Genomic DNA, 24,158 nt, shown 5'->3' on the forward strand with positions numbered 1-24,158 from the left:
GCCCCTTGGAGGCCGCGACGAAGCCTCCTAAGCTCTGCCGGGGCCGCCGCTTCGCGCCCTTGCGAGTCCGTCCGTGTCAGGCGCCCACGACAGCACCCTCGTCACCCTGTCGATCCTCATCGCGACGGTCGCCTCCTACACCGCCCTCGATCTCGCGGGCCGCATCCGGGCCGCGACGGGCTGGGCGGCGCATGCGTGGCTGGCGACCGCGGCGCTCGCCATGGGCGGCGGCATCTGGGCCATGCACTTCGTCGCCATGCTGGCCTTCAGCATGCCGGGCATGGAGGCGCATTACGACATCAGCCTCACGCTCCTGTCGCTGATCGTGCCCATCGCGGTCACCGGAATCGGCTTCGCGATCGTGAACCGGCCGGGGCGCAGCCGCCTCGCGCTGGCGGCGAGCGGCCTGCTCATGGGGATCGGCATCGCGGCGATGCACTACACCGGCATGGCCGCGATGCACGTGCCCGCCTCGCTACGCTACGACGCGCTGTGGGTGTCCGTCTCGATCCTGATCGCGGTCGGCGCCTCGACCGTCGCGCTGTGGCTGGCCTTCAAGAACACCGGGCTGGGGCAGAGGCTCGTGGCCGCCTGCGTGATGGGCGCCGCGGTCTCGGGCATGCACTACACAGCCATGGTCGCCGCCTCGTTCACCGCGCACGGCATGATCGACGGCGCACACGGCGATGCCGGCATCGGCCAGACGAACCTCGCGCTCGCGGTCGCCGCCACCACCTTCCTGATCCTGTTCCTCTCGCTGATCGCGGCGATGTTCGACCGGCGCTTCGCCGTGCTCGCCGAGCGCGAGGCCGTGGCGCTGCGCCGGAGCGAGGAGCAGTTCCGGGCGCTCTACCGCAAGACGCCGCTGCCGCTGCACGCCCTCGATGCCGAGGGCCGGATCGAGGAGGTCAGCGACGCGTGGCTCGACTTGCTCGGCTACCCGCGCGGGAGCGTCGTGGGCCGCCCGCTGATCAACTTCATGAACGAAGAATCGGCCCGTCGCCGCGTGCAGGAGGATTGGCCGAAGCTGCTGGCGAGCGGGACGCTGCGCGACGCCGAGTACCGCTTCGTCACCCATCGCGGCGAGCCCCTCGACGTGCTCCTCTCGGCGCAGGTGGAGCGCGACGCCGAGGGGGAATTCCTGCGGGCGCTCGGCGGCATCGTCGACGTGACCGCGCGGCGGCGCGCCGAGGAGGCGCTGCGGCAGGCCCAGAAGATGGAGGCGGTGGGGCGCCTCACCGGCGGCATCGCCCACGACTTCAACAACCTGCTCGCCGTGGTGATCGCCAACCTCGATCTCCTGCGCCGGCGCCTGCCCAACGATCCCCGGCTCACGCGCCTCATCGAGCACGCGATCCAGGGGGCGGAGCGGGGCGCCTCGCTGACGCAGCGCATGCTGTCCTTCGCGCGCCGCCAGAGCCTGAGGCCCGAGCCGGTCTCGCCCCCCGATCTCGTGCGCGGCATGGAGGATCTGCTGCGCCGCTCCATCGGCCCGCAGGTGCAGATCGAGACGCGCTTCCCCCTCGGCTTGCCCGACGCCTACGCGGACGCCAACCAGCTCGAACTGGCGCTGCTGAACCTCGCCCTCAACGCGCGGGACGCCATGCTCGACGGCGGCACCATCACGGTCGGGGCGCGCGCGCAGACGGTCGGGGCGGAGGAGGTGCGCGGGCTCTCGCCGGGCCGCTACGTCTGCCTCTGGGTCGCGGACACCGGCACCGGCATGGACGAGGCCACGCTGGGGAAGGCGATGGAGCCGTTCTTCACCACGAAGGGCGTGGGCCGGGGCACCGGGCTCGGGCTGTCGATGGTGAACGGCCTCGCCGAGCAGTCCGGGGGCGCCCTGGTCCTCGAGAGCCGCCTGGGCGCGGGCACGACCGCCGAGATCTGGCTCCCCGTCGCCGCGGCCCGGGAGGGGGGCGCCGAGAAGGCCGACGCGACCGCCGCCGACGCTGTGCAGAAGATCGGCGCCGCGATGCGCCCGCTGACGGTCCTGGCGGTCGACGACGACGCCCTCGTCCTGGCGAGCCTCGCGGCGACGCTCGACGACCTCGGGCACGCGGTGCTCGAAGCCGCGTCCGGCGAGGCGGCGCTGAGCGCCCTGCGGCGGGACCACCGCAAGGTCGATCTCGTGATCACGGACGACGCCATGCCGGGCATGACCGGCCGCCAGCTCGCAGAGGCGATCCGGGCCGAGTGGCCGCGCCTGCCCGTCCTGCTCGCGACGGGCCATGCGGAGGCGGCGCAGGACGCCCACCTCGCGCTGCCGCGGCTGAACAAGCCCTACGGACAGGCCGATCTCGCCGCCGCGATCACGGACTGCCTCAGGCAGAGGGACGGGGCGGACCGGGTCGTCGCGTTCCGCCCCGTGCGGGGCGGGTGAACCTCACGGTTCGCGATCGAACCGGCGCAGCGGTCGGCGACGGGACGCGCCTTAACCCGCCTCGGCCAGCACCACCGCGCGGGGCGGCGGCAGGTTCGTACGCAACTCGCGGCTGACCGTGGAGGAGGCCGCCACGGTGCCGAGGTTGGCGTAGGTCTCGTGGTTCTTCTCGATCGCCGAGAGGTCGTAGAGGTAGTTGACCATCAGCCCGTAGGACTGGCGCATGCCGTTCTTCGAGGTGTCGCCGAGAAAATTCATCCGCTCCAGCCGGGCGCCGTTGCCGAGATGGAACCGGGCGACCGGGTCGAGGGGACGGCCGCGGGGGTTCTTGGCGCGCAGGAAGTAGGCGGCGGCCGCGGGCAGCATGGCGCGGCGCACCGCCTCGCACGCCGCCTTGTCGTGGCGCCATTCGTCGCCGTCGAGGGCGCGCAGCGTATCCACGTCCTCGCGGGTCAGGCCCTGCGGAGCATCGGCCCTCCGCTCGCGGTCGAGCCAGGTGCGGAACCCCGGCACGGGGGAGAGGGTCACGAAGGTCTTGAGCGAGGGGATCTCGCGGGCGAGGTCCTCGACCACCTGCTTGATGAGGAAGTTGCCGAAGGTGACGCCGGCCAGACCCTTCTGGCAGTTCGAGATCGAGTAGAAGATCGCGGTCGTGGCTGCGCGCGCGGGAATCGTCTCGCGCTCGTGGGCGAGGATCGGCTGGATCGCGGGCGCGATGGCCGTCGTCAGCGCCACCTCGACGAAGATCAGCGGCTCGTCGAGCAGCGCCGGATGGAAGAAGGCGAAGCAGCGCCGGTCCGGCGGCTCGATCCGGCGGCGCAGCTCGTCCCAGTCGGCGATCTCGTGGACCGCCTCGTAGCGGATGATCTTTTCGAGGATGTCGGCGGGCGTCGACCAGTCGATGTGGCGCAGCACGAGGAAGCCGCGGTTGAACCACGAGGCGAACAGGTGCTCGAAATCGCTGTCGAGGCTGTCCACCGCGTCGAGCGTCGCGGGGGCGGCGCCCCGATCCTTGAGGCGCTTCTTCAGCACGAACAGGTCCTCGCGCATCCGCACCAGCGCCAGCGTACCGCCGCGGGCGAGGTTGAGGCGGCGGATCAGCTCCTGCGAGCGCGGCTCGGCGGCCTCGTGCAGCACGCCCAGCCGCGTGCGGCTCGGCTCGGCGCGGTAGGCGGCGATGGCCTCTTCCACCGCCGCGTGGTCGGCGCCGAACTCGTCAGCGACGAGGCCGAGGAAGGCGAGCCGCTCGTCCAGCGGCAGGGCGGCGTAGCGTTCCAGCACGAGGCGGGCGAGCGCCACGCCCGAGGCCTCGCCGCGCCGGGAGATCAGGTCCTCGCACAGCTTGGCGAGGTCGGCGGCGCTCGCGGTGCGGGCGAGGTCGCCGCGGCCGAAGCTGATGAGGTCGCGCCCGCGGTCGCTGATGGTCTGGAGCAGGTCGCCGAGGAACGAGATCGCCGCCATGATCGTCAGCTCCCGCGAAGCCGGGGCCGGCGCCCCGGACGGGCGGCCAAGCCTCTCCCCAAGGTAGGGCCCCGCCGCCCGCTCCGCCAGCGCAGGACAGCCTTGGGGGCGGCGAAACCGGTGCATGCCGCGATCGTGAGTCGGCGCAAGATTCGGATAACCGTGCCGTCGATCGCAACGCGTTCTTAGGGATAGGGCGGATTCCCGAACAACCGCTTAAACTTTTTTCAATCGGCGGCGAATAAACAACAGCGATCAGATTTCCGGAAGTCTTCGCGGCCGCCATGACCCGCTTTCAAACATTCAAGCGTCTGGGCCAGGAGAATCGGGGCTCGCTCCCGGTGCTCGTGGCGGTGATGATGGTGCCGCTGATGGGCATCGTCGGCGGCGCGGTGGATTTCGGGCACGCGGTCTCGGAGCGTACCCGCCTCAACACGGCGCTCGACGCCGCGGCCCTGGTCGCGGCCCGCGCCGCGCAGGACGCCGACGCCGCCGGTAAGTCGGACGGCGACGTGCGCTCCATCGCGGAGAAGGCCGGGGCCGATTACTTCAACGCGATGAAGAACTTGCCCAAGGACACCGTCGGGCGGGTCCAGGTCGCGCTCGCCAACCGCGTCGCCACCATCACGGCGAGCTACACCGCATCGATGCCGACGACGATGCTGGGCGTGCTGGGCTTCAAGTCGCTGCCGATCAGCAGCAACGCCACCTCCGCCGTCAGCCTGTCGCCGCTGGTGGACATCCACCTGCTGATCGACGTGTCGGGCTCGATGGCGATCGGCGCGACCGATGCCGACGTCACCAAGCTCCGCAACAGGATCGGCTGCGCCTTCGCCTGCCACGACAACAACCCGTTCACCGAGACGACCGGGTCGGGGAAAAACAAGAAGACCACCACCTACGCCGACACGTTCGATTGGGCGCAGAAGAACGGCGTCAATCTGCGCATCAACGAGATCAACAAGGGTATCACCGACTTCGTCAACGCCCTCATCAAGCAGTCGGCCTCCAGCAAGCGGCTGCGCATCTCGGTGCATTCGTTCAGCAACAACCTCAGCCAGATCGTCGCGCTGACCTCGACGCTGGATACCGCCCTGACCTCGCTGCCGAAGACCCCGAACGCATCGAGCGAGACCGAGGGCGGCACCCACTTCTCGGACATCATGCCGAGCTTCGCCGCCGCCGTCGGCCAACCCGGCGACGGCACGTCCAAGCCGCACAAGCTCGTCATCATCGCCACCGACGGGGTGCAGGACCCGAACCGCCTCTGGAGCCACGGCGGCTACGAGTGGATGCGTCCGCTGGTCCGCCCGTTCGATCCCGCCGACTGCCGCAAGCTCGACGCGAAGGTGACGGTCGGCGTGCTCTATGCCCCCTACATCAACATGCCGTGGGACTGGGGCTTCAACGACACGCTGGGCAAGCCGAGCCAGATCGGCGGACCGGGCACGCGCTTCGACGACATCGTGCCCCAGCTCAAGGCCTGCGCGAGCACGCCGTCGATGTTCATCAACGCCTCGACCACGGCGTCGATCGGCGATGCGTTCCAGGCGCTCTACAGCACCTTCAAGACCGTGAGGCTCTCGCAATGAGCCCATCGGACGCGCCGAGGGGCGCCCGCCGACGCTTCCTGCGCGACGAGGGCGGCGCCTACGCCATCGAGTTCGCCTTCTTCGGCTCGCTCCTGATCGCCGTGATGCTGATCCTGATCCAGTACGCGGTCGTCCACCTCGCGCGTCAGAACCTCAACGCCTCGCTCCATGTCGCCACCCGCGCCCTGCTGACGGGCTCGTTCCAGAACGCCAACGGTCCGCAGCTCACGCCGGCCAAGAGCCTGGAGAACCTGCGCGCCATGATGTGCAACGGAAGCGGATCGCCGGTGGTGTTTTTCAAGTGCGAGAATCTGAAAGTCGACGTTCAGATCGTCACTAAATTCGACGACCCTCTCTGGAAACAATCGGCCCTCGATCCCGACTCCAAAAATTGGAGAACGAATTTCGGCACAACCTATAAGTGCCCAGGCAAGCAGAGCATTGCAGTGGTACGGGCCGCCGTCAAACTCCCGTTGATCGCGCCGTTATTCCTGAAAATCGGAATGGGCAGCTTCAAGGGAGGCGCAGCGCTGCTGCAATCCGCCGCGGTCTTCAAGGTCGAGCCATTCGAGAGCAATCTCACCGGAGGCTGTTGATGCGACGCGTCCCTGCTCGCCGCGGCTGCGGCCGCCGCTTCGCCGAGAGCGAATCCGGAATCGCCACGCTCGAATTCGTGCTCATCGTGCCGATCCTGATCGCCATGGTCTACGGCGTGGCCGAGTACGTGAACGTCGCCGACCATCGCGACAAGGTCAGCGCGCTGGCCCGCACTCTCGCCGACTTGACGTCACAGAACAGCACTGGCCAAGCCACCGACGAAGAAATGAAATTGAATCGCGGTTCGGCAGGCCCGATCCTCGCTCCCTTCGACGCAAATCAAGCGATCATCCAGATTTCGTCCGTTGGCGTGAACGCGAACAACGCGAACTACATCTGCTCGACATGGGCGCTGGATCCGAAGAAGGAAATAACGCGCATCGTCGGCAAGGACAAATCGCTGGTGGTCCCCGACAACTTCAAGCGAGCCGGCGCGCGCTACGTCCTCGCCGAGGTGAAGATGACCTACCAGCCCCTGTTCGGATCGGTGCTCAGGCGCCTGCTGCCGACGTTCAAGCTGGATTTCAACTGGTCGGAAAGCGTCGCCTGGCCCGTTCGCGGGGGCAAGAGCCTAGGCACTGGGCAGGATGCCGAAATCGTCATGCCCGGCGGCAAAGCCTGCGACCCGAAGGCGACTTGAGCGGCAACCTCGCGGGTCGATGGGATCAATCCTGCGCGTGGCCGCCCGCCAACGCCGCCGTGTCGGCCCGCTCGCGCCAGTCGGTCACGCCGTGGCTGCGGGCGAAGCGGATTTCGGCGGCGCGGATCGCCCGCCCGGCATCGCGCGCCCGGCTGATGTCGACATGGCCGACGGTGAACGGAACCCCAAAAATCTCCTTCGCGAACTGGATGCGGTAGCTCGACATGCACGGCTCCCTGGCGTCGTGAAACGTGTCGCGTGCCCTCTTGAGGACGAGGCGGTCGGCCGCGTGTCGCGGCGTACCCAAACCTCGGTCCGATCCGCCACGATGTCTGACGAATCAGAAGCTTAGCCGGCGGCGGGCGGACGAACACACCAAATGACATATAGGCAGCCGGCCCGGACATGCCAGCGCCGCCGCGGGCCGGGCTGGCGCGGCGCAACGTCTCCGGCGTAGACCGCGGCCCATGCAAGGCCCCACGCCAAACCTCTCCCGGCCGACCCGGATCGGGCTGACCCTGATCGCGGGCGGGGCGGTCGCCACCATCTACTACAACCAGCCGCTGCTCGCCGTGCTGGTGGCCGAGTTCGGCGAGCGGGCCGCGCTCCTGGTGCCGACCGCGAGCCTCGTCGGCTACGGGCTCGGCATCCTGTTCCTCGTGCCGCTCGGCGATGCGCTGCCGCGCCGCGACCTGATCGTGCGCCAGCTCCTCGGGCTGGCGCTCGCCCTCGTCGCGGCGGCGGTCGCGCCGAACCTCGCGGTGCTGACGCTGGCCAGCCTCGCCATCGGCGTGCTGGCCTGCGCGGCGCAGCAGGCGGTGCCGTTCGCCGCCGAACTCGCCCCCGACGCCACCCGCGGGCGCATCGTCGGCGGGGTGATGACGGGGCTGCTGTCGGGCATCCTGCTGGCCCGGACCGCGAGCGGCTTGCTCGGCGCCCATTACGGCTGGCGCAGCGTTTTTTTTGTAGCGGCCATCGTCTCCGTGGCTCTGGCGGTCGTTGCTTGGCGCACCCTGCCGCGGATCGTGCCGCGGCAGCGCCTGCGCTACCGCGCCCTGATGCTCTCGCTCGTCCACCTCGTGCGGACGCAACCGGTGCTGCGCCAAGCCAGCCTGACGCAAGCGCTGCTGTTTGCGAGCTTCAACGCCTCTGGGCGACGCTGGCGCTGCTGGTCGAGGCGCCGCCCTTCGGGCTCACCGCCGCGGGGGCCGGGCTGTTCGGGGTCATCGGCGTCGTCGGTGCACTGATCGCGCCGCATTCCGGGCGCTACAGCGACCGGCGCGGGGCCCGGCCCGTGGTGATCGCAGGAAGCGCCTTCGTGGCCGCCGCTTTCGGCGTGCTGGCGATGGCCGGGGAGACCTCGCTCGTCGCCATCGGGATCGGCGTGCTGCTCCTCGATATCGGGCTGAACGGCGCCCTCATCGCCAACCAGACCCGCGCCTACGCCCTGGTGCCGGGCGCGCGGGGGCGCATCAACACCGTGCTGTTCACCGCGATCTTCGTCGGCGGCGCCATTGGGGCGTTCAGCGGCTCGCGCGCCTTCCTCTATGCCGGCTGGCCCGGCGTCTGCGCGGTCGGCGGCGTCTGCGCGCTCGCCGCGCTCGGGGTGGCGCTGCTCGACCGGGGCAGGACGGCTACTTGAGCGCGATCCTCATTTGAGGATCCGGGAGAGCCGGCACCACGCCGCCTTGTCCGGCGGCAGGCCGAAGCGCAGCTCGTCCGGCCGCTCGGGAAAGCGCCGGACATAGATTCCGGCCTCGCCCAGCCGCCGGAACAAGCCGGGCCCGTCGGCGAACGCCGCGGTGCGGAACAGGACCGTTCCTCCGATCAACCGGCCGCCCGCGCGAACGATCATGCGGTCGAGCCGCGCCGCGTCCTGGCCCCGCGCGTCCGCCGCCTCCCGGCGCCAGCCCGCATCGGGGAGTGCGAGACAGCCCGCCGCGATGGCCGGGCCCGAGACCGCCCAGGGCCCGAGCGCCGCCTCCAACCGCCGGGCCAGAGCCGGCTCGGCGAGCGCGAAGCCGAGGCGCAGGCCGGCGAGCCCAAACGTCTTGCCGAAGGAGCGCAGCACCACGAGGCCGGGGCCGGGCGCGGCCGGCGCGGTGTCCTCAAGGTCGGCGAAGGCCTGATCCAGCACCGCGAGCCCGCCCGGCGCCGCCGCGCGGCGCAGATCGTGCGGCGAAAACACCCGCCCGTCCGGATTGTTGGGGCTCACCGCCACGACGACGCCCGCCCCCGCGGCACCCGCGAGATCGGGCACGACCTCCACAGCGTGCCCGCCCCGCGCCCAGGCGGCGGCGTGCTCGGCATAGGTCGGGCCGACCACCGCGACGCGGGTTCTTTCCACCAATCGCGGCAGGGTCTCGATCAAAATCTGAGTGCCCGGCGCCGCCGCGACGTGGTCGGCATCCGGCGCGCCATAGGCCTCGGCGGCCGCCGTCTTCAGCCGGGCGAGGTTGTCGGGCGAAGGCAGGCGGTGGAGCGCGCTGGCCTCGAACGGCGGCAACGGGTAGGGCACCGGGTTGATGCCGGTCGAGAGGTCGATCCACGGCTCGGGCGCCGCCGGAAACAGCCGACGCGCCGCGCCGAGATCGCCGCCGTGCGGGATCGCCTCCGGCCCTTCCTCCACGCCGCTCCCCATACAAATGCCCTGGACCGCCCTGACCCACCCGCCCGACGCCCTCGGCATCCTCGCGCTCGCGCTGCTGATCGAGGCGGTCTGCGGCTATCCCGACGGCCTCTACAGGGCGCTCGGCCATCCTGTCACGTGGATCGGCCGCCTGATCGCCCGGCTCGATAAGGCGCTGAACCGCGGGGAATTCACGGCCCGCCGCCTCAAGGGCGTGGGGGCGCTTCTGGTGCTGCTCGCGGTCGTGGCGGCTTTCACCCTGGCGCTGACCGCGCTCGCCGGGCTCGCGGGCGAGACCATCGGCATCCTGATCCTCGCCGTCCTCGCGGCGAGCCTGCCCGCGCAGCGCAGCCTGTTCGTCCACGTGCGGCGCGTGGCCGCCGCGCTGCGGCACGAGGGGCTGACGGGGGGGCGCCGCGCCGTCTCGATGATCGTCGGCCGCGATCCAGAGAGTTTGGACGAGGCCGCGGTCTGCCGCGCCGCCATCGAGAGCCTGTCGGAAAACTTTTCCGACGGCGTGGTGGCGCCGGCCTTCTGGATCGGCGCCGGGGGGCTGACCGGCGGGGCGCTCTACAAGGCGATCAACACCGCCGACAGCATGATCGGCCACCGCACCCCGCGCCACGAGGCCTTCGGCTGGGCCGCCGCGCGCCTCGACGACCTCGTCAACCTGCCCGCCTCGCGCCTGACCGCGCTCCTGCTGATCGTCGCCGCGGCCATGGACCGCGACGCCTCCGCCGGCGCGGCATGGCGGGCGGTGCGCCGCGACGCCCGCCACCACCGCTCGCCCAACGCCGGCTGGCCCGAGGCCGCCATGGCCGGCGCGCTCGGCCTGCGGCTCGCCGGCCCCCGCACCTACGGCGCCACCCGCGTCGAGGACGCCTGGATGGGCGACGGCCGCGCCGAGGCCGGCCCCGCCGACATCGAGCGGGCGCTGCGGCTGTATCGGCGGGCCTGCGGGCTGATGTTCGCGGGTGTCGTGGCGGCGGCGGGGATCGCCTTCGGGCTGTAGGCAACCTTACGAACACCCCCGTCATTCCGGGGCCGCGCAGCGGAACCCGGACCCGAAGGGGCGCGCCGGAGGCGTGCAATCCACGACTGGCCGCGACGCATTGTGAAGTCGTGCATCACGGGTGGATTCCGGGTTCTCGCCTTCGGCGAGCCCCGGAATGACGGTGCTGGGGTTCGATGACGGCGCCTAGGTTCGGGGCCCGGCGCGTTGACAGCACGCCACCCCGCCCCCGACACTCCGAAAAAGCCACACCGGATCATCCTGTTGCGTTCGTTCCTCCGCCTCTCGACCGTCCTCCTGCTCACGGTGGCGCCGGCCATGGCCTCCGAGCCGATCCTGCAACCCGATCCGCACCCCTACGACCTCGCAGGCGACCTGTGGGCGCCGGGCCGGGACGAGGCCGGCAACAGGAACGTCGCCGAGGACATCAGCGGCATCGCCTGCGTCGATCTGGGCGGCGGCAAGCGCCGCTGCCTGCTGATCAACGACGAGGGCGGCAAGGCGCAGTTCGCCACCATCGACGGCCAAAGAATTGAACCGAAGAAGCGCGTCGATCTGATCGGCGAGGGCCCGAACCCGGAGACGCGCGGCCGGCAACCGAAGGGCCCCGGCTGCCCGGACCCCAGACAGCGGTTCAAGGAACTCGACGGCGAGGGCGTGGCCTACGCCGCCCCCTACTTCTACGTCACCGGCTCGCATGGCTGCGCCCGCCGCGCCAAGGCGTTCACGCTCTCGGCGATGCTGCTCGCCCGCATCCGCGTCACCGCCGAGGGCAAGCCCGACGTGGCGGAGGGCGGGGACGCCGAGGCGGCGGTCGAGACCACATGGCGGCTCGGTGATGCGCTGGCGCGGGCCGAGACCGTGGGGGCCCATTTCCTGAAGGATCTCACCGACGAGAACGGCCTTAACATCGAGGGCCTCGCCGTCGTCGGCGACGACCTTTATGCCGGCCTGCGGGCGCCCTCCCTCGGAGGCAGGGCCTTCCTCGTCGCCGTGTCGGTGGAGGCGCTGTTCGCGAAGGGGCACGAGCCCTACGCCGGCACGCCGCGGGTGATCCCGTTCGAGGTGGGCGAGGGCGCCGGCATCCGCGACCTGACGGTGCTGCCGGACGGCGAGCTTCTGGTGCTGACCGGCCCGGCGCAGTTCCAGGACGTGCCCTACCGCCTGTTCCGCTTCGATCCGAAGGGGAAGGCCGGCGCGGTGGCGCTGGGGCGCCTCGCCCCGCTCGACGAATCGGAGAAGCGCGGCAAGCCCGAGGCGATCACCATGGTCGGCAAGGACCGCGTGCTGGTGTTCTTCGACAGCCTGAAGAACGGCGCGCCGCGCAGCTACACCGTGCCGGGCCTACGGTAGGGTTCGGCGAGCGCCAGCAGCCGGTCGCAATCGAGATGCGTCTCGAGATGGTCGGCGAAGCGGTCGAGCACCGTCTCGATGCCGGCCTCGTAGCTCGCGGATGACGGCGGCGCGCCGAGCCGGGCGAGCCAGGCCGCGCGCTGGCGGTCGTCGGCGAACAGCCCGTGGACGTAGGTGCCGGAGACCAGCCCGTCGCCTGAGACGGCGCCGTCCGGCCGCCCGTCGGAAAAGCGCAGCAGCGGCTTTTCGGTGTCGGGCCCGGTCGTGTCGCCGATATGCATCTCGTAGCCGGCAAACGGCGCGCCGTCGCTGACGGTCTCGCCCGTCACGGCGACGAGGCGCTTCTCGCCCCGCATCACCGTCGCGATGTCGAGGAGGCCGAGGCCCGGCACGGCGCGCGACGCGCCCTCGATCCCGTCCGGGTCGCTGATGCTGCGCCCGAGCATCTGGTAGCCGCCGCACAGCCCCAGCACCGGCCGCCCGCGGCGGACATGGGCCAGGATGTCGATGTCCCAGCCCTGGGCCCGGACGAAGGCGAAGTCGTCGATGGTGGTCTTCGAGCCCGGCAGCACGATCAGAGCGGCGTCGGCCGGGATCGGCGAACCGGGGCGCACGAAGGCGACCGCGACGCCCGGCTCCTGCCGCAGCGGGTCGAGGTCGTCGAAATTGGCGATGTGCGGCAGCACCGGCACCGCCACCAGGGGCACGCCCTCGCGCCGCGCGTCCGGCGCGTCGAGCGCCACCGCATCCTCCGGCGGCAGGCGCGCCGCATCCGCGAAGAACGGCACGAGGCCGAGCGGGGCCCAGCCGGTGCGCGCCGCGATGAGCGCCATGCCGTCGGCGAACAGGCTCGGGTCGCCGCGGAAGCGGTTGACGATGAAGCCGCGGATCATCGCCGCGTCCTCCGCCTCGATCACCGCCTGCGTGCCGACGAGGCTGGCGATGACGCCGCCGCGGTCGATGTCGCCCACCAGCACCACCGGCGTCCCGGTGGCGCGACTAAAACCCATATTGGCGATGTCGCCGCGGCGCAGGTTCACCTCGGCCGGCGAGCCCGCGCCCTCGACCAGCACGAGGTCGGCCTCCCCGGACAGACGCTCGAAGCTGTCGAGCACCGAGGCCATCAGGCGCGGCTTCCAGCTCTGGTACTCGCGTGCCTTGGCGGTGCCGATCATCCGGCCCTGCACCACGACCTGCGAGCCGACCTCGCTCTGGGGCTTGAGCAGCACCGGGTTCATGTGGACGGACGGCGCCACCCGCGCGGCCCGCGCCTGGAGCGCCTGGGCGCGACCGATCTCGCCGCCATCGGCGGTGACGGCGGCGTTGTTCGACATATTCTGCGGCTTGAACGGACGCACCGTGAGGCCCCGCCGGGTGAAGGCGCGGGCGAGCCCGGCCACCAGCAGCGACTTGCCGACATCGGAGCCGGTGCCCTGGATCATCAGGGCGCGGGTCACGGGAAAGGGCTCGTGGATGGACGCATCTGCTCCGAATGGCACCAAGGGGCCGTGTGGTCGAGGGTTTCGGGGCAGCAGTGATACGCGGCTTGGAAAACAAACGCGCCGTCATTCCGGGGCTCGCCGAAGGCGAGAACCCGGAATCCACGACTGGCCGCAGCGAGTTGCAGGGCGTCGCATCACGGGTGGATTCCGGGTTCCGCTCCGCGGCCCCGGAATGACGGGGGAGGAGTGTGGCAAACGTCGTGTCTGCGCACTCTTCCAACTCGCGCGGCAGCCACGTCCGGCCTACCCCTTGCCCCAAAGCCAGCACGGCAACCCGAACCGTCCCATGCCGGGGCGAAGCGTTCCGCCTCGGATCAAGCGCGATGCCGATCGAACAACACGGCGACCTTGAGCCCATCGATGTCGCGGTGATCGGCGCCGGCCTCGGCGGCACCGCCGCGGCCACGCTCATCGCGCGGGCCGGGCACTCGGTCGCCCTGATCGATTCGCACGCCGTGTTCCCGCAGGAATTCCGCGCGGAAAAGCTCGGCGGCGCGCATTGGGCGCTCTTCGAAAGACTCGGGCTGGCAGAGGCCGCGCGGCCGGCGCTCACGCCGATCAGTTCGATCGACATCCACCGCCCCGGCGCCCGTCCGGTGCGGCGCTTCGCCGACGAGTACGGCTTCGCCTATTCCGATCTCGTCAACGCGCTGCGCGCCGGCCTGCTGCCGGGGGCCGCGGTGCAGATCGGGCGCGTGGAGGCGCTGGAGACCGGGCCGGAGCGGCAGGTCGTGACGCTGGCCGACGGGCGGCGCCTCGCGGCTCGCCTCGTGGTGATCGCCACCGGGCTCGGCGACAGCGTGCGCCGCAAGGCCGGGATCGGTCGCGTCGTGCGCCGGCCCGGCCATTCCCTCTCGCTCGGCTTCTTCCTCGACCGGCGGGCCGCCGCCTACCCGTTCGAGTCGCTGGCGTGGTACGGGCGCGGCCCCTGCGACCGCACCGCCTACCTCACGCTGTTTCCCGTCGGCGAGGGTATGCGGGCCAACCTGTTCGTCTACCGCGGGGCGAACGAGGACTGGACCCGCGCCTTCCGCCGCGAGCCGGCCCGAACACTCGCCGCTTTGCTGCCGGGGATCGAGGCGGCCTGCGGCGGTCTCGGGATCGACGGCCGGGTGCAGGTGCGCCCGATCGATCTGACGATCTCGCAAGAGTATCGCCGCGACGGCGTGGTGCTGCTGGGCGATGCGTTCTGCACCACCTGCCCGGCACCGGGCGTCGGGGTGCGGCGGGTGCTGACCGATGTCGAGCGGCTGGTGCAAGGGCATCTGCCGGGCTGGCTCGCGACGCCGGGCATGGGTGCGGACAAGATCGGCGCCTTCTACGACGACCCGGTGAAGCGGGGAAGCGATGCGGCGGCGATCCGGGCGAGCCTGTTTTCCCGCGCCATGGCGGTCGAGCCGGGGCCGGTCTGGGCAGTGCGGCGCCTGCGCAACGGCTGGGTGCGCCGGGCCGCCTCTCTGTTCGGCACGCGGATCGCCGACGCGCTGCCCGAAGCGCCGACGATGATGGGAAGCTTCGCCGGCCTGTCACACGAGGGTGTTCTAAGCGGCGGGACCACCGACCCCCGACCCTGAGCCCCGACGATGAGCGAAGACGGCAGCCGCCTTAGAGACGACGAACTCGAAGCCATCCGCCGCGAGATCGCCGACAGCTACGACGAGGAATGGGAACTCGACCTCGACGAAGCCCGCCTCGACCGTCTGGAGCCGGGGACCGGCGACGGCCTCGACCGGCGCACCTATTTCCGCGAGTTGCTCCGGCTCCAGCACGAGCTGGTGCGGCTGCAGGATTGGGTGAAGGCCGAGGGCCTGCGCATCGTCGTCCTGTTCGAGGGGCGCGATTCCGCCGGCAAGGGCGGCGCGATCAAGCGCATCACCCAGCGCCTCAATCCCCGCATCTGCCGCGTCGCCGCGCTCCCCGCCCCGAGCGAGCGCGAGCGCACGCAATGGTATTTCCAGCGCTACGTCAGCCACTTGCCGGCGGCGGGCGAGATCGTGCTGTTCGACCGCTCGTGGTACAACCGCGCGGGCGTCGAGCGGGTGATGGGCTTCTGCACGGAGGCCGAGGTCGAAGAATTCTTCCGCTCGGTGCCCGAGTTCGAGCGGATGCTGGTGCGCTCCGGCATCGTGCTGGTGAAGTATTGGTTCTCGATCACCGATGCCGAGCAGGCGATGCGCTTCCGCATGCGCATCCACGATCCGCTCAAGCAGTGGAAGCTCTCGCCGATGGACGTCGAGTCGCGCCGCCGCTGGGAGGACTACACCCGCGCCAAGGAGGACATGCTGGCCCGCACCCACATCCCCGAGGCGCCGTGGTGGGTGGTCGAGGCGGTGGACAAGAAGCGCGCGCGGCTCAACTGCATCAGCCACCTGCTCGATCAGGTCCCCTACGGTACGGTGGAGCATCCGCCGGTGGTGCTGCCGGATCGCGTGCGCCACGCCGACTATCTGCGCCATCCGGTGCCGCCGGAGATGTTCGTGCCCGCGCGGTACTGACCGGCTGAGACGGCCAGGGAAGCGAGCATCCGGGAGCGGGACGACTTCGGCGAAACTGTTGGTGCAGCAATCCGAACCGTTGTGGCGTCGCGGATAAAGGCCCATGTTGGGCCCACATCACGGTCCCGCACCGTTCTCACCCCTTCAGATGACCCCGGCGCCCTCCAAAGAAGTGCCGCGGCGGACCCCTCCTTGGCCAGACGCATCGATCCGCAGGGCAAGCGCCCGCCCCTCCCCACCCGCGAGCAGATCCTCGCTTTTGTCGCGCAGACGCCCGGCCCCGCGGGGAAGCGCGAGATCGCCAAGGCCTTCGGGCTGAAGGGCGCCGACAAGATCGGGCTGAAGGCGATCCTGAAGGAGATCGAGGAAGAGGGCGGCCTGGAGCGCCAGCGCGGCGGATTCCGCAAGGGCGGCAGCCTGCCCGACGTGGTGGTGGCCGACATTTTTTCGCGTGACCGCGACGGCGACCTGATCGCCCGACCGGCGCAGTGGGAGGGCGAGGGCGAGCCCCCGAAGATCGCCGTCGAGCTGCCGCGGGCCGGCCGCCAGGGAAACCGCCCGGCGCCCGGCATCGGGGATCGGGCGCTGATCCGCGTGACGCCCGAGCCCGAGGCGCCGAACCGCTATACCGGCCGCATCATCAAGGTGATCGGCAAGAACCGGGCGGAGATCGTCGGCATCTATCGCGCCGGGCGCGACGGGGGCCGTATCCTGCCCGTGGACAAGAAGTCCCAAGGCAAGGAAATCGCGATTCCCCCCGGCGAGGAGGGCGAGGCGCGCGACGGCGATCTCGTCAGCGTCGCGGTGGAGCGCGAGACCCGCTTCGGCCTGCCCCGCGGCCGGGTCCGCGAACGGCTCGGGGCGCTCGGCACCGAGAAGGCCGTGAGCCTGATCGCGCTGCACGTCCACAACATCCCCCACGTCTTCCCCGCCGCCGTGCTGGCGGAAGCGGATGAAGCCAAGCGGGCGACGAAGCGCGGGCGCGAGGATTGGCGCGAGGCCCCGCTCGTCACCATCGACCCGCCCGACGCCAAGGACCACGACGACGCGGTGATGGCTGAGCCCGATCCCGATCCGGGCAACGAAGGCGGCTTCGTCGTCACCGTGGCGATCGCGGATGTGGCCGCTTACGTCCGCCCCGGCTCGGCGCTCGACCGCGAGGCGCTTTTGCGCGGCAACTCGGTCTACTTTCCCGACCGGGTGGTGCCGATGCTGCCGGAGCGCATCTCGAACGATCTCTGTTCGCTGCGCCAGGGCGAGGACCGCCCGGCGATCGCGGTGCGCATGGTCATCGGTGCCGACGGGGTGAAGCGCGCGCACACGTTCCACCGCATCCTGATGCGCTCGCACGCCAAGCTCGCCTACGCCCAGGCGCAGGCCGCCATCGACGGCCGACCCGACGAGACCAGCGGTCCGATCCTCGAATCGGCGCTTCGCCCGCTCTACGCCGCCTACGAGGCGATGAAGCGGGCGCGCGAGGCCCGCGGGCCGCTCTCGCTCGATCTGCCCGAGCGCAAGGTGCTGCTGACGCCGGACGGCGGTGTGGACCGGGTGATCGTGCCGGAGCGGCTGGAGGCGCATCGGCTGATCGAAGAGTTCATGATCCAGGCCAACGTCGCGGCGGCCGAGACGCTGGAGAAGGCCAACACGCCGCTGATCTACCGCGTCCACGACGAGCCGGCGCTGGAGAAGATGCGGGCGCTGTCGGAAGTGCTCGCCTCCATCGGCATCAAGATCGTCAAGGCAGGCGCCCTGAAAGCCTCGCTGTTCAACCGCATCCTGGCGCAGGTGGCCGAGAGCGAGCACGCGATCTTCGTCAACGAGGTGGTGCTGCGCTCCCAGGCGCAGGCGATCTATTCGGCGCAGAATCTCGGCCATTTCGGGCTGAACCTGCGCCGCTACGCCCACTTCACCTCGCCGATCCGGCGCTACGCCGACCTCATCGTCCACCGCGCCCTGATCCGCGCCTGCGGTCTCGGCAAGGACGGCCTGCCCGCCGATACCACGGCCGGCATGCTGGACGCGGTGTCCGAGCAGATCTCGGGGGCCGAGCGCCGGGCGATGGCGGCCGAGCGCGAGACCATCGACCGGCTGATCGCGGGCTACCTCGCCGACCGCGTCGGCGCCACCTTCGAGGGCCGCATCTCCGGCGTGACCCGTGCGGGGCTGTTCGTGAAGCTCAGCGAGACCGGGGCCGACGGCTTCGTGCCCGCCGCCACCATCGGCGCCGACTTCTACCGCCACGACGAGACCCAGCACGCGCTGGTCGGCGACCGCACCGGCGAAACCTATCGCCTGGGCGATCCGGTCGAAGTGCGGCTGGTCGAGGCCGCGGCGGTGGCCGGCGCCCTGCGCTTCGAGATTCTCTCGGAAGGGCGCAGCCGCTCCGGCGGCGCCCGCCGACCCGGCGCGACCAAGCCCGGCAAGGTGAAGTTCGGCGCGAAGGCGAAGATCGACAAGGTGAAGTCCGCCATGTCCCGGCCCGGCCGCGCTCCCGCAAAGCCTCCCGCCGCAGAGGGCGACGGGTCGCGGCGTCATCGCGGCTCGCGCCGATGAGGCGGAGCGGGTAGGGTCCTCTCATGGATATCGAGGCATTCCCCCCGCCGGACGCGGCGGCCGCGACGCGCACGCGGCTGATCCCGGCCATGGCCCGCGGCTTCCTCAACTGCTGCCCGCATTGCGGCAAGGGCAAGATGTTCGGCCGCTTCCTCAAGGTGCGGCCGGAATGCGAGGCCTGCGGCCTGTCGATGGAGGGCCACCGGGCCGACGACCTGCCGCCCTACGTCGTGATCTTCGTCGTGTGCCACATCGTCGGCTACCTCGTGCTGGAGGTCGAGATGGGCTACGACGTGCCGCTCTGGCTGTCGCTCACCGTCTGGCCGCTGCTCACCCTCGTGATGGCGCTGGGGCTGCTCCAGCCGGTCAAGGGCGCGGTGATCGGGCTGCAATACGCGTTTGGCATGCACGGGTTCGGCGTGGCGCCGCCGGTCCTCGGCGCCGGGGAGAGGCGCGGCGGTGAGGCAGGAACCCGAACAGGCGACGCCCCCGAACTCGGCAACGCCTAAAACCCCCTCCCCCGCGAAAGCCACGGCCTTGCGCCCGCGCGAGGCCGCGACGCTGATCGTGCTCGACCGCTCCCGCAAGGCCTTGCGGGTGCTGATGGGGAGGCGCAACGAGCGGCTCGCCTTCATGGGCGGCAAGTTCGTCTTCCCCGGCGGGCGCATCGAGCCCTCCGACCGGCAGATGCCGGTGGCGGGCGCGCTGTCGCAGCGGGCCGACGACGCGCTGCACGCCAAACTACCCCGCGCGCCGCACCATCTCGGCCGCTCGCTGGCGCTGGCCGCGATCCGCGAGACCTACGAGGAGACGGGCCTGCTCATCGGCACCCGCGATTACGGCCCGCCGGAGACGGCGCCCGAGGGTGCGTGGCAGGCCTTCCTCGAAGAGGGCGTGATGCCCGATCTCGAAGCCCTGCATCTGGTGGCCCGCGCCATCACCCCGCCCAAGCGCCCGCGCCGGTTCGACACCCGCTTCTTCGCCGTAGATCGCAAGAGCGTGGCCGCCGAGCGGCCCGGCCTCGTCGGGCCGGATTCAGAGCTGACCGAGTTGGCCTGGGTCACGCTCGACGACGCGCGGAAAAAACTCGAACTGCCGCGCATCACCCGGGTCGTCCTCGACGATCTGGAGGGCGCGGCGGGAGCCGGCTTCCCGCCCTACCGGCCGATCCCGTTCTACTTCGAGCGCCACGGCAAGAGCCTGCGCGAGGACATCTAGAGCGGCGATCGCACAACGCGACGCAAGTCCCTCCCCCCTCTGCGTGGGAGGGTGTCCGCGGAGCGGACGGGAGAGGGGCAGCGCGACGTTACCGCCTCGCCGCCGCTGTCCCGTCATCTCCGGAAGCCGGGCTCCCCTCTCCCGTCCCCCTTCGGGGGCCACCCTCCCCGCAGAGGGGGGAGGGATGCAGCGGTTGCGTTGCATCCGATTACAATCACTTCGCTCTAAGCGTCTGTGCGGCATCAGCTTTCTCCTACAAACCGGGTCCCGCCTCGTCGGAGTGATGCGCGACGGTACGAAACCGTACATTTTGGCGCATCGGCTCATTCCTCGCCGAAAAACCATCAAATGCTGGTGTCCTGACCAGATCTTAGCGTGGCCTTAAGGCGCTCCACCGCATCTGAGGGTGACAAACGCCAGCCCGGACAAAAACATGCTCGCCTTCAGGGGTCGCTCCGGCGCCGATGCCCAGCTGGAGGCGTTGCACCGCTCCCAGGCCGTCATCACCTTCGCCCTGGACGGCACCATCGAGGACGCCAACGCCAACTTCCTCGACCTGATGGGCTATCGCCTCGACGAGGTGCGCGGGCGCCATCACCGGATGTTCGTGGAGCCGAACGAGGCCGCCGCCCCGGCCTACGAGGCGTTCTGGCAGGGCCTGCGGCAGGGGACGTTTCAGGCCGCCGAGTTCCGCCGCATCACCCGCGACGGGCGCGAGGTCTGGATCCGGGCGAGCTACAACCCCGTCCTCGACCGCCGCGGAAAACCCGTCCGGATCGTCAAGTTCGCCCTCGACGTGACGGCCGAGCGCCTCGCCGCAGTCGAATCGGCCGGCCAGCTCGCAGCCATCGACCGCTCGCAGGCGGTGATCCAGTTCGATCTCGACGGCACGATCCGCTACGCCAACGCCAACTTCCTCGGCGCGCTGGGCTACGACCTCGCCGAGGTGCAGGGCCGCCATCACAGCCTGTTCGTGGAAGCAGACGAGGCCGCCTCGCCGGAATACCGCGACTTCTGGCAGGCGCTGGCACAGGGCGAGTACCGGGCGGGCGAGTTCCGGCGCCGGGCCAAGGACGGCCGCGATGTCTGGATTCAGGCGAGCTACAACCCGATCCTCGATCTCGCCGGCCGCCCGTTCAAGGTGGTGAAGTACGCCAGCGACGTGACCGCGGCGAAGACCATCGCGGCCGACATGGCGGGCCAGGTCGAGGCGGCGCGGCGCTCGCAGGCGGTGATCGAGTTCGCCCTGGACGGCACGGTGCTCGACGCCAACGACAACTTCCTCAACGCCATGGGCTACACGCTGCCCGAGGTGGTCGGCCGCCATCACAGCCTGTTTGTGACGCCGGATTACGCCCGCAGCGCCGCCTACGCCGCGTTCTGGGAGGGACTGCGCGAGGGCCGGTTCAGCTCGGCCGCCTATCAGCGGGTCGGCAAGGGCGGGCGCGAGGTGTGGATTCAGGCCTCCTACAACCCGGTGCTCGATGCCGCCGGGCGCCCGGTGAAGGTGGTGAAATACGCCTTCGACATCACGCAGAGCATGACGGTGCGCTCCAGTGCGCTCGCCATGGCGGAGCAGACGCTCGGCCGCGTGCGCGGGGTGGCTTCGGCCTCCGAAGAGATGCACCGCACCTCGACCGACATCGCCGGGCAGATGGACCGCTCGAACCGGGCGGTCGGCGAGATTCAGGAGCGGATGGCGGCGGCGGGCCGCCTGTCGGACCGGCTCGGCACGGCCGCCGCCGCCATGAACGGCGTCGTCGAGGCAATCACGGCCATCGCCGACCAGATCAACCTGCTGGCGCTGAACGCCACCATCGAGGCGGCGCGCGCGGGCGCGGCGGGCCGGGGCTTCGCGGTCGTCGCCACCGAAGTGAAGGGTCTCGCCGAGCAGGCACGGGCGGCGACCGCCCGCGTGGCGGGCGAGATCGGGGCGATGCAGGCGGTGTCGCGCGAGGTCGGCGCGGCGCTGGCCTCGACGGCCTCGGTGGTCGATGACGTCCAGGGCTTCATCACCCAGACCGTCGCGGCGAGCACGCAGCAGCGCGCCACCACCGGTCAGGTCAGCGCCGACATGCAGGCCACCGCCGAGACGGTGGCGAGCTTTGCCCAGAAGCTCGATTCGTGGAGCGTCGGCCTGGAGGAGCGCCGCGGCGACGACCGGGTGCGCAGCCTGATCCCGGTCCGCATCAGCTTCGTGCCGGAGCGCGGGGCTGAGCGGACCGTCGCGGCCATGCTGCTCAACCGCTCGAAGACCGGCGCCAAGCTGTCGATCGAGGATCGGACGGTGCCGGACCGCCTCAACCTGCACCTCCCCGGCGAGCCGCCGCGGGCGTGCGAGGTGGTGCGGCGGATCGGCGAGGAATTGGGCGTACGGTTCGTGTAAGACGTTGTGTTTATAAGCAAATCATTCCACCCAACCCCCTCATCCTGAGGTGCCGCGTCAGCGGCCTCGAAGGAGGGCTCCAGGGATCGCGCGCTCCGCTGGAGCCCTCCTTCGAGGCTCCGCACCTCAGGATGAGGGAGTGGGGTGGGAGGGGCAGTCAGGCCTGCCGCTCGGCGTCCGCCACGAGACCCGCCAGCCCTTCGCGGTAGGTCGGGAAGCTCAAGCTCACCCCCAGCTCCTCGCGGATCAGCCGATTCCGCACCCGCTTGTTCTCGCCGTAGAAGCTCCGGGCCATCGGGCTGAGATCGGCGGTCTCGAAATCGACCGCGGGCGGCAGCGGCAGGCCGGTGAGTTCGGAAGCGTACTCGATCACCGTCTGGGGCGGGGCCGGCTCGTCGTCTGTGACGTTGTAGACCGCGCCGTTGCGCGGGCGCGCGATCGAGGCCGCCAGCGTCGCGGCGATGTCGGCGACGTGGATGCGGTTGAACACCTGGCCCGGCTTGACGATGCGCTGGGTGCGCCCGTCGCGCAGCTTCACGATCGGGTTGCGGCCGGGGCCGTAGATGCCTGAGAGCCGGAACACCTGCACGGCCTTGCCGGTCTCGGCTCCGAAGGCGAGCCACGCCTCCTCGACGGCGAGGCGCTCCCGCGAGCGGGCGCTTTTCGGGGTGGCGGGCGTGGATTCGTCGATCCAGGCACCGCCCTGGTCGCCGTAGACCCCGATGGTCGAGAGGTAGCCGATCCAGCGGATGCGACTCTTCGCGATAGCCTCGCGGTAGCGGGTCAGCGCGGTGTCGCCGCCGGGGCCGGGCGGGGCGGAGACGAGGAGGATGTCGGTGTCGGCGAGATCCTCGGCGATGCGGGGATCGTCGGTGTCGGGGCCGAAGGCGCGCAGGGTGAAACCGGTCTCGGCCGCGAGTTTTTCGGCGCGCGCGGCCTCGGTCACGGTCCCGCGGACCTGGGCGAAGCGGGCCCGCTGGTCTTGCGCGAAATGCTGGGCGGAGAAGCCGAGGCCGAAGACGAACAGGTTCATGCGCAACAGGTCTCCGTGACGCTTCGCGGGGCCGGCGAAATCGCTGGCTCTCCTCCCCCTTGCGGGGAGGAGGTGGGAGGTGGGGGTGGTGCAGGAGGCACCGCTTGCGCCTCATCCTGCACGACCCCCACCCCTACCCCTCCCCGCAAGGGGGAGGGGAAGAGCCCGGCGGATGCCGGGCGGCAATCCACTCCGCCCTCACATGGGCGTCCGCCTCGGCTTGGCCATGGGCGTCGAACAGGCGGCTCAGCCGCTCGGCCGAAAAAAGCCGGCCGCAGGCCCACACCGCCGCCCCGCGCACGACCGGGTCCGGGTCGGCGAGGCAGCGGACGGCTTCTTCGCCGAGCGCGGCGTCCCCCGAATTGCCGATGGCGATGAGCACGTTGCGTAAGATTCGGTCGCGGCCGGTGCGCTTGATCGGCGTGCCGGAAAAGAACGCGCGAAACCCCGCCTCGTCGAGCCGGGCCAGTTCGGCGAGCGGCGGGGCGGCGAGGTCGGTCCGGGCCGCCATGCGGGCCTCCCGCGCGCCTTGCGCGAACTTGTTCCAGGGGCAGACCGCGAGGCAATCGTCGCAGCCGAAAATCCGGTTGCCGATCTCTTCGCGGAATTCCGCAGGAATCGGCCCCGCATGTTCGATGGTGAGGTAGGCGATGCAGCGCCGTGCATCGAGCTGGTAGGGCGCCGGGAAGGCGTCGGTCGGGCAGGCGTCGAGGCAGCGGCGGCAGGAGCCGCAATGATCGACCTCCGGCGGATCGACGGGCAGGTCCGCGACGCAGAAGATCGCGCCGAGCATCAGCCAGTTGCCGTGTGCCCGGGACAGCAGGACCGTATGCTTGCCCTGCCAGCCGAGCCCGGCGGCCTGGGCCAGCGGCTTCTCCATCACCGGGGCGGTGTCGCAGAAGACTTTCACGGGCTTGCCCGAACGGGCCGAGAGGAAGCCGCCGAGTTCCTTCAGCTTGCCCTTGATCACCTCGTGGTAGTCGCGCCGTCGCGCGTAGGTCGCGATGGCGCCGCAGTCCTTGTACGCTAGCAGGGCGAGCGGGTCGGCCTCGGGCCCCGCATTCATGCCGAGCACGATCACGCTGCGGGCGTCGGGCCACAGCACGGCGGGGTCGGCGCGCTGCTCGGCGCGCTCCTCCATCCAGTCCATGCTGCCGTGTTGGCCCTCGGCGAGCCACGCGGGCAGCCGCTCGCGGGTGAGCGGCACCGCGTCGGGCCGGGTGACGCGGAACGCGTCGAAACCCAGCTTTTTCGCCCGCGCCTCGACGACCTCGCGGAGCGCCGCGCCTTCCAAAAAAGTC

The 24,158-nt window shown here is 70.8% G+C and carries 18 protein-coding genes and 1 pseudogene; 13 read left to right on the forward strand and 6 right to left on the reverse strand.

Annotated elements, in window-relative coordinates:
- Positions 1-73 precede the first annotated feature (73 nt).
- The gene (locus AAHG03_RS17020; RefSeq protein ID WP_342151912.1) at positions 74-2,383 is read left to right on the forward strand and encodes an MHYT domain-containing protein; all 2,310 of its coding nucleotides are present in this window, start codon (positions 74-76) and stop codon (positions 2,381-2,383) included.
- A 51-nt stretch (positions 2,384-2,434) separates the two neighbouring features.
- Here the strand turns inward: AAHG03_RS17020 and AAHG03_RS17025 are convergent, their stop codons facing one another.
- Positions 2,435-3,844, reverse strand: coding sequence for a malonyl-CoA decarboxylase (locus AAHG03_RS17025; RefSeq protein WP_342151913.1), 1,410 nt, complete (start codon positions 3,842-3,844; stop codon positions 2,435-2,437).
- A 284-nt stretch (positions 3,845-4,128) separates the two neighbouring features.
- Between AAHG03_RS17025 and AAHG03_RS17030 the strand changes: the two genes are divergently transcribed.
- Genes AAHG03_RS17030 through AAHG03_RS17040 form a run of 3 tightly spaced genes read left to right on the forward strand, consistent with a single transcriptional unit; the run spans position 4,129 to position 6,673 of the window.
- Entirely contained in the window at positions 4,129-5,436 is a 1,308-nt protein-coding gene (locus AAHG03_RS17030; RefSeq protein ID WP_342151914.1) for a pilus assembly protein, read from the forward strand.
- Positions 5,433-6,032, forward strand: a complete 600-nt coding sequence (locus AAHG03_RS17035; RefSeq protein WP_342151916.1) for a TadE/TadG family type IV pilus assembly protein — start codon at positions 5,433-5,435, stop codon at positions 6,030-6,032. Before AAHG03_RS17030 ends, AAHG03_RS17035 begins: the two co-directional genes overlap by 4 nt.
- Complete coding sequence (locus AAHG03_RS17040) at positions 6,032-6,673, forward strand: TadE/TadG family type IV pilus assembly protein (RefSeq protein WP_342151918.1); 642 nt, start codon at positions 6,032-6,034, stop codon at positions 6,671-6,673. The genes AAHG03_RS17035 and AAHG03_RS17040 overlap by 1 nt, the downstream gene beginning before the upstream one ends.
- A 25-nt stretch (positions 6,674-6,698) precedes the next feature.
- Here the strand turns inward: AAHG03_RS17040 and AAHG03_RS17045 are convergent, their stop codons facing one another.
- On the reverse strand, positions 6,699-6,899 hold the full coding sequence (locus AAHG03_RS17045; protein ID WP_342151920.1) for an arginase family protein: 201 nt from the start codon (positions 6,897-6,899) through the stop codon (positions 6,699-6,701).
- A gap of 241 nt (positions 6,900-7,140) precedes the next feature.
- Here AAHG03_RS17045 and AAHG03_RS17050 point away from each other — a divergent pair.
- Positions 7,141-8,315 (forward strand): annotated as a pseudogene (locus AAHG03_RS17050) (MFS transporter).
- 9 nt (positions 8,316-8,324) lie between these two features.
- Here AAHG03_RS17050 and cobD read toward each other — a convergent pair.
- On the reverse strand, positions 8,325-9,314 hold the full coding sequence (gene cobD / locus AAHG03_RS17055; RefSeq protein ID WP_412759763.1) for a threonine-phosphate decarboxylase CobD: 990 nt from the start codon (positions 9,312-9,314) through the stop codon (positions 8,325-8,327).
- Positions 9,315-9,318: 4 nt separating this feature from the next.
- On the opposite strand from cobD, the gene cbiB reads away from it, so the two are divergent.
- Together cbiB and AAHG03_RS17065 are read left to right on the forward strand one after the other, a co-directional pair.
- Positions 9,319-10,314 carry an adenosylcobinamide-phosphate synthase CbiB gene (gene cbiB / locus AAHG03_RS17060; protein WP_342151923.1) on the forward strand — a complete coding sequence of 332 codons (996 nt, stop codon included), beginning with the start codon at positions 9,319-9,321 and terminating at the stop codon, positions 10,312-10,314.
- Between the two features lie 264 nt (positions 10,315-10,578).
- Entirely contained in the window at positions 10,579-11,667 is a 1,089-nt protein-coding gene (locus tag AAHG03_RS17065) for a DUF3616 domain-containing protein (RefSeq protein ID WP_342151924.1), read from the forward strand.
- Here AAHG03_RS17065 and AAHG03_RS17070 read toward each other — a convergent pair.
- A complete protein-coding gene (locus AAHG03_RS17070) occupies positions 11,643-13,109 on the reverse strand; it encodes a cobyric acid synthase (protein WP_342152051.1) in 1,467 nt (488 codons plus the stop codon). The genes AAHG03_RS17065 and AAHG03_RS17070 overlap by 25 nt on opposite strands.
- Positions 13,110-13,492: 383 nt before the next feature.
- On the opposite strand from AAHG03_RS17070, the gene AAHG03_RS17075 reads away from it, so the two are divergent.
- The 6 genes from AAHG03_RS17075 to AAHG03_RS17100 all read left to right on the forward strand — a co-directional run bounded on the left by AAHG03_RS17075 (position 13,493) and on the right by AAHG03_RS17100 (position 21,824).
- A complete protein-coding gene (locus tag AAHG03_RS17075; protein WP_342151926.1) occupies positions 13,493-14,743 on the forward strand; it encodes an FAD-dependent monooxygenase in 1,251 nt (416 codons plus the stop codon).
- Positions 14,744-14,752: 9 nt separating this feature from the next.
- Entirely contained in the window at positions 14,753-15,664 is a 912-nt protein-coding gene (gene ppk2 / locus AAHG03_RS17080) for a polyphosphate kinase 2 (RefSeq protein WP_342151927.1), read from the forward strand.
- 192 nt (positions 15,665-15,856) lie between these two features.
- Complete coding sequence (gene rnr, locus AAHG03_RS17085; RefSeq protein ID WP_342151928.1) at positions 15,857-18,220, forward strand: ribonuclease R; 2,364 nt, start codon at positions 15,857-15,859, stop codon at positions 18,218-18,220.
- Positions 18,221-18,243: 23 nt separating this feature from the next.
- Positions 18,244-18,729, forward strand: coding sequence for a DUF983 domain-containing protein (locus AAHG03_RS17090; protein WP_342151929.1), 486 nt, complete (start codon positions 18,244-18,246; stop codon positions 18,727-18,729).
- A complete protein-coding gene (locus AAHG03_RS17095; protein ID WP_412759764.1) occupies positions 18,680-19,438 on the forward strand; it encodes an NUDIX hydrolase in 759 nt (252 codons plus the stop codon). The genes AAHG03_RS17090 and AAHG03_RS17095 overlap by 50 nt, the downstream gene beginning before the upstream one ends.
- 433 nt (positions 19,439-19,871) lie before the next feature.
- Positions 19,872-21,824, forward strand: a complete 1,953-nt coding sequence (locus AAHG03_RS17100; RefSeq protein ID WP_342151931.1) for a methyl-accepting chemotaxis protein — start codon at positions 19,872-19,874, stop codon at positions 21,822-21,824.
- Between the two features lie 157 nt (positions 21,825-21,981).
- Here AAHG03_RS17100 and AAHG03_RS17105 read toward each other — a convergent pair whose 3' ends face one another.
- Together AAHG03_RS17105 and queG are read right to left on the reverse strand one after the other, a co-directional pair.
- Positions 21,982-22,857: an SDR family oxidoreductase gene (locus tag AAHG03_RS17105; protein WP_342151932.1), complete on the reverse strand. Its 876-nt coding sequence runs from the start codon at positions 22,855-22,857 to the stop codon at positions 21,982-21,984.
- Between the two features lie 133 nt (positions 22,858-22,990).
- On the reverse strand, positions 22,991-24,151 hold the full coding sequence (queG, locus tag AAHG03_RS17110; protein ID WP_342151934.1) for a tRNA epoxyqueuosine(34) reductase QueG: 1,161 nt from the start codon (positions 24,149-24,151) through the stop codon (positions 22,991-22,993).
- Positions 24,152-24,158: the final 7 nt, after the last annotated feature.

The sequence above is a fragment of the Methylorubrum subtropicum genome (assembly GCF_038442325.1).
GTDB lineage: Bacteria > Pseudomonadota > Alphaproteobacteria > Rhizobiales > Beijerinckiaceae > Methylobacterium > Methylobacterium subtropicum.

Bases quoted from the DNA above. Each gene is read 5' to 3' on its own strand.
- AAHG03_RS17025 (WP_342151913.1), bottom strand. From the start codon at position 3,844: ATGGCGGCGATCTCGTTCCTCGGCGACCTGCTCCAGACCATCAGCGAC.
- AAHG03_RS17030 (WP_342151914.1), top strand. From the start codon at position 4,129: ATGACCCGCTTTCAAACATTCAAGCGTCTGGGCCAGGAGAATCGGGGC.
- AAHG03_RS17035 (WP_342151916.1), top strand. From the start codon at position 5,433: ATGAGCCCATCGGACGCGCCGAGGGGCGCCCGCCGACGCTTCCTGCGC.
- AAHG03_RS17040 (WP_342151918.1), top strand. From the start codon at position 6,032: ATGCGACGCGTCCCTGCTCGCCGCGGCTGCGGCCGCCGCTTCGCCGAG.
- AAHG03_RS17045 (WP_342151920.1), bottom strand. From the start codon at position 6,899: ATGTCGAGCTACCGCATCCAGTTCGCGAAGGAGATTTTTGGGGTTCCG.
- cobD (WP_412759763.1), bottom strand. From the start codon at position 9,314: ATGGGGAGCGGCGTGGAGGAAGGGCCGGAGGCGATCCCGCACGGCGGC.
- cbiB (WP_342151923.1), top strand. From the start codon at position 9,319: ATGCCCTGGACCGCCCTGACCCACCCGCCCGACGCCCTCGGCATCCTC.
- AAHG03_RS17070 (WP_342152051.1), bottom strand. From the start codon at position 13,109: ATGATCCAGGGCACCGGCTCCGATGTCGGCAAGTCGCTGCTGGTGGCC.
- AAHG03_RS17075 (WP_342151926.1), top strand. From the start codon at position 13,493: ATGCCGATCGAACAACACGGCGACCTTGAGCCCATCGATGTCGCGGTG.
- ppk2 (WP_342151927.1), top strand. From the start codon at position 14,753: ATGAGCGAAGACGGCAGCCGCCTTAGAGACGACGAACTCGAAGCCATC.
- AAHG03_RS17090 (WP_342151929.1), top strand. From the start codon at position 18,244: ATGGATATCGAGGCATTCCCCCCGCCGGACGCGGCGGCCGCGACGCGC.
- AAHG03_RS17100 (WP_342151931.1), top strand. From the start codon at position 19,872: ATGCTCGCCTTCAGGGGTCGCTCCGGCGCCGATGCCCAGCTGGAGGCG.
- AAHG03_RS17105 (WP_342151932.1), bottom strand. From the start codon at position 22,857: ATGAACCTGTTCGTCTTCGGCCTCGGCTTCTCCGCCCAGCATTTCGCG.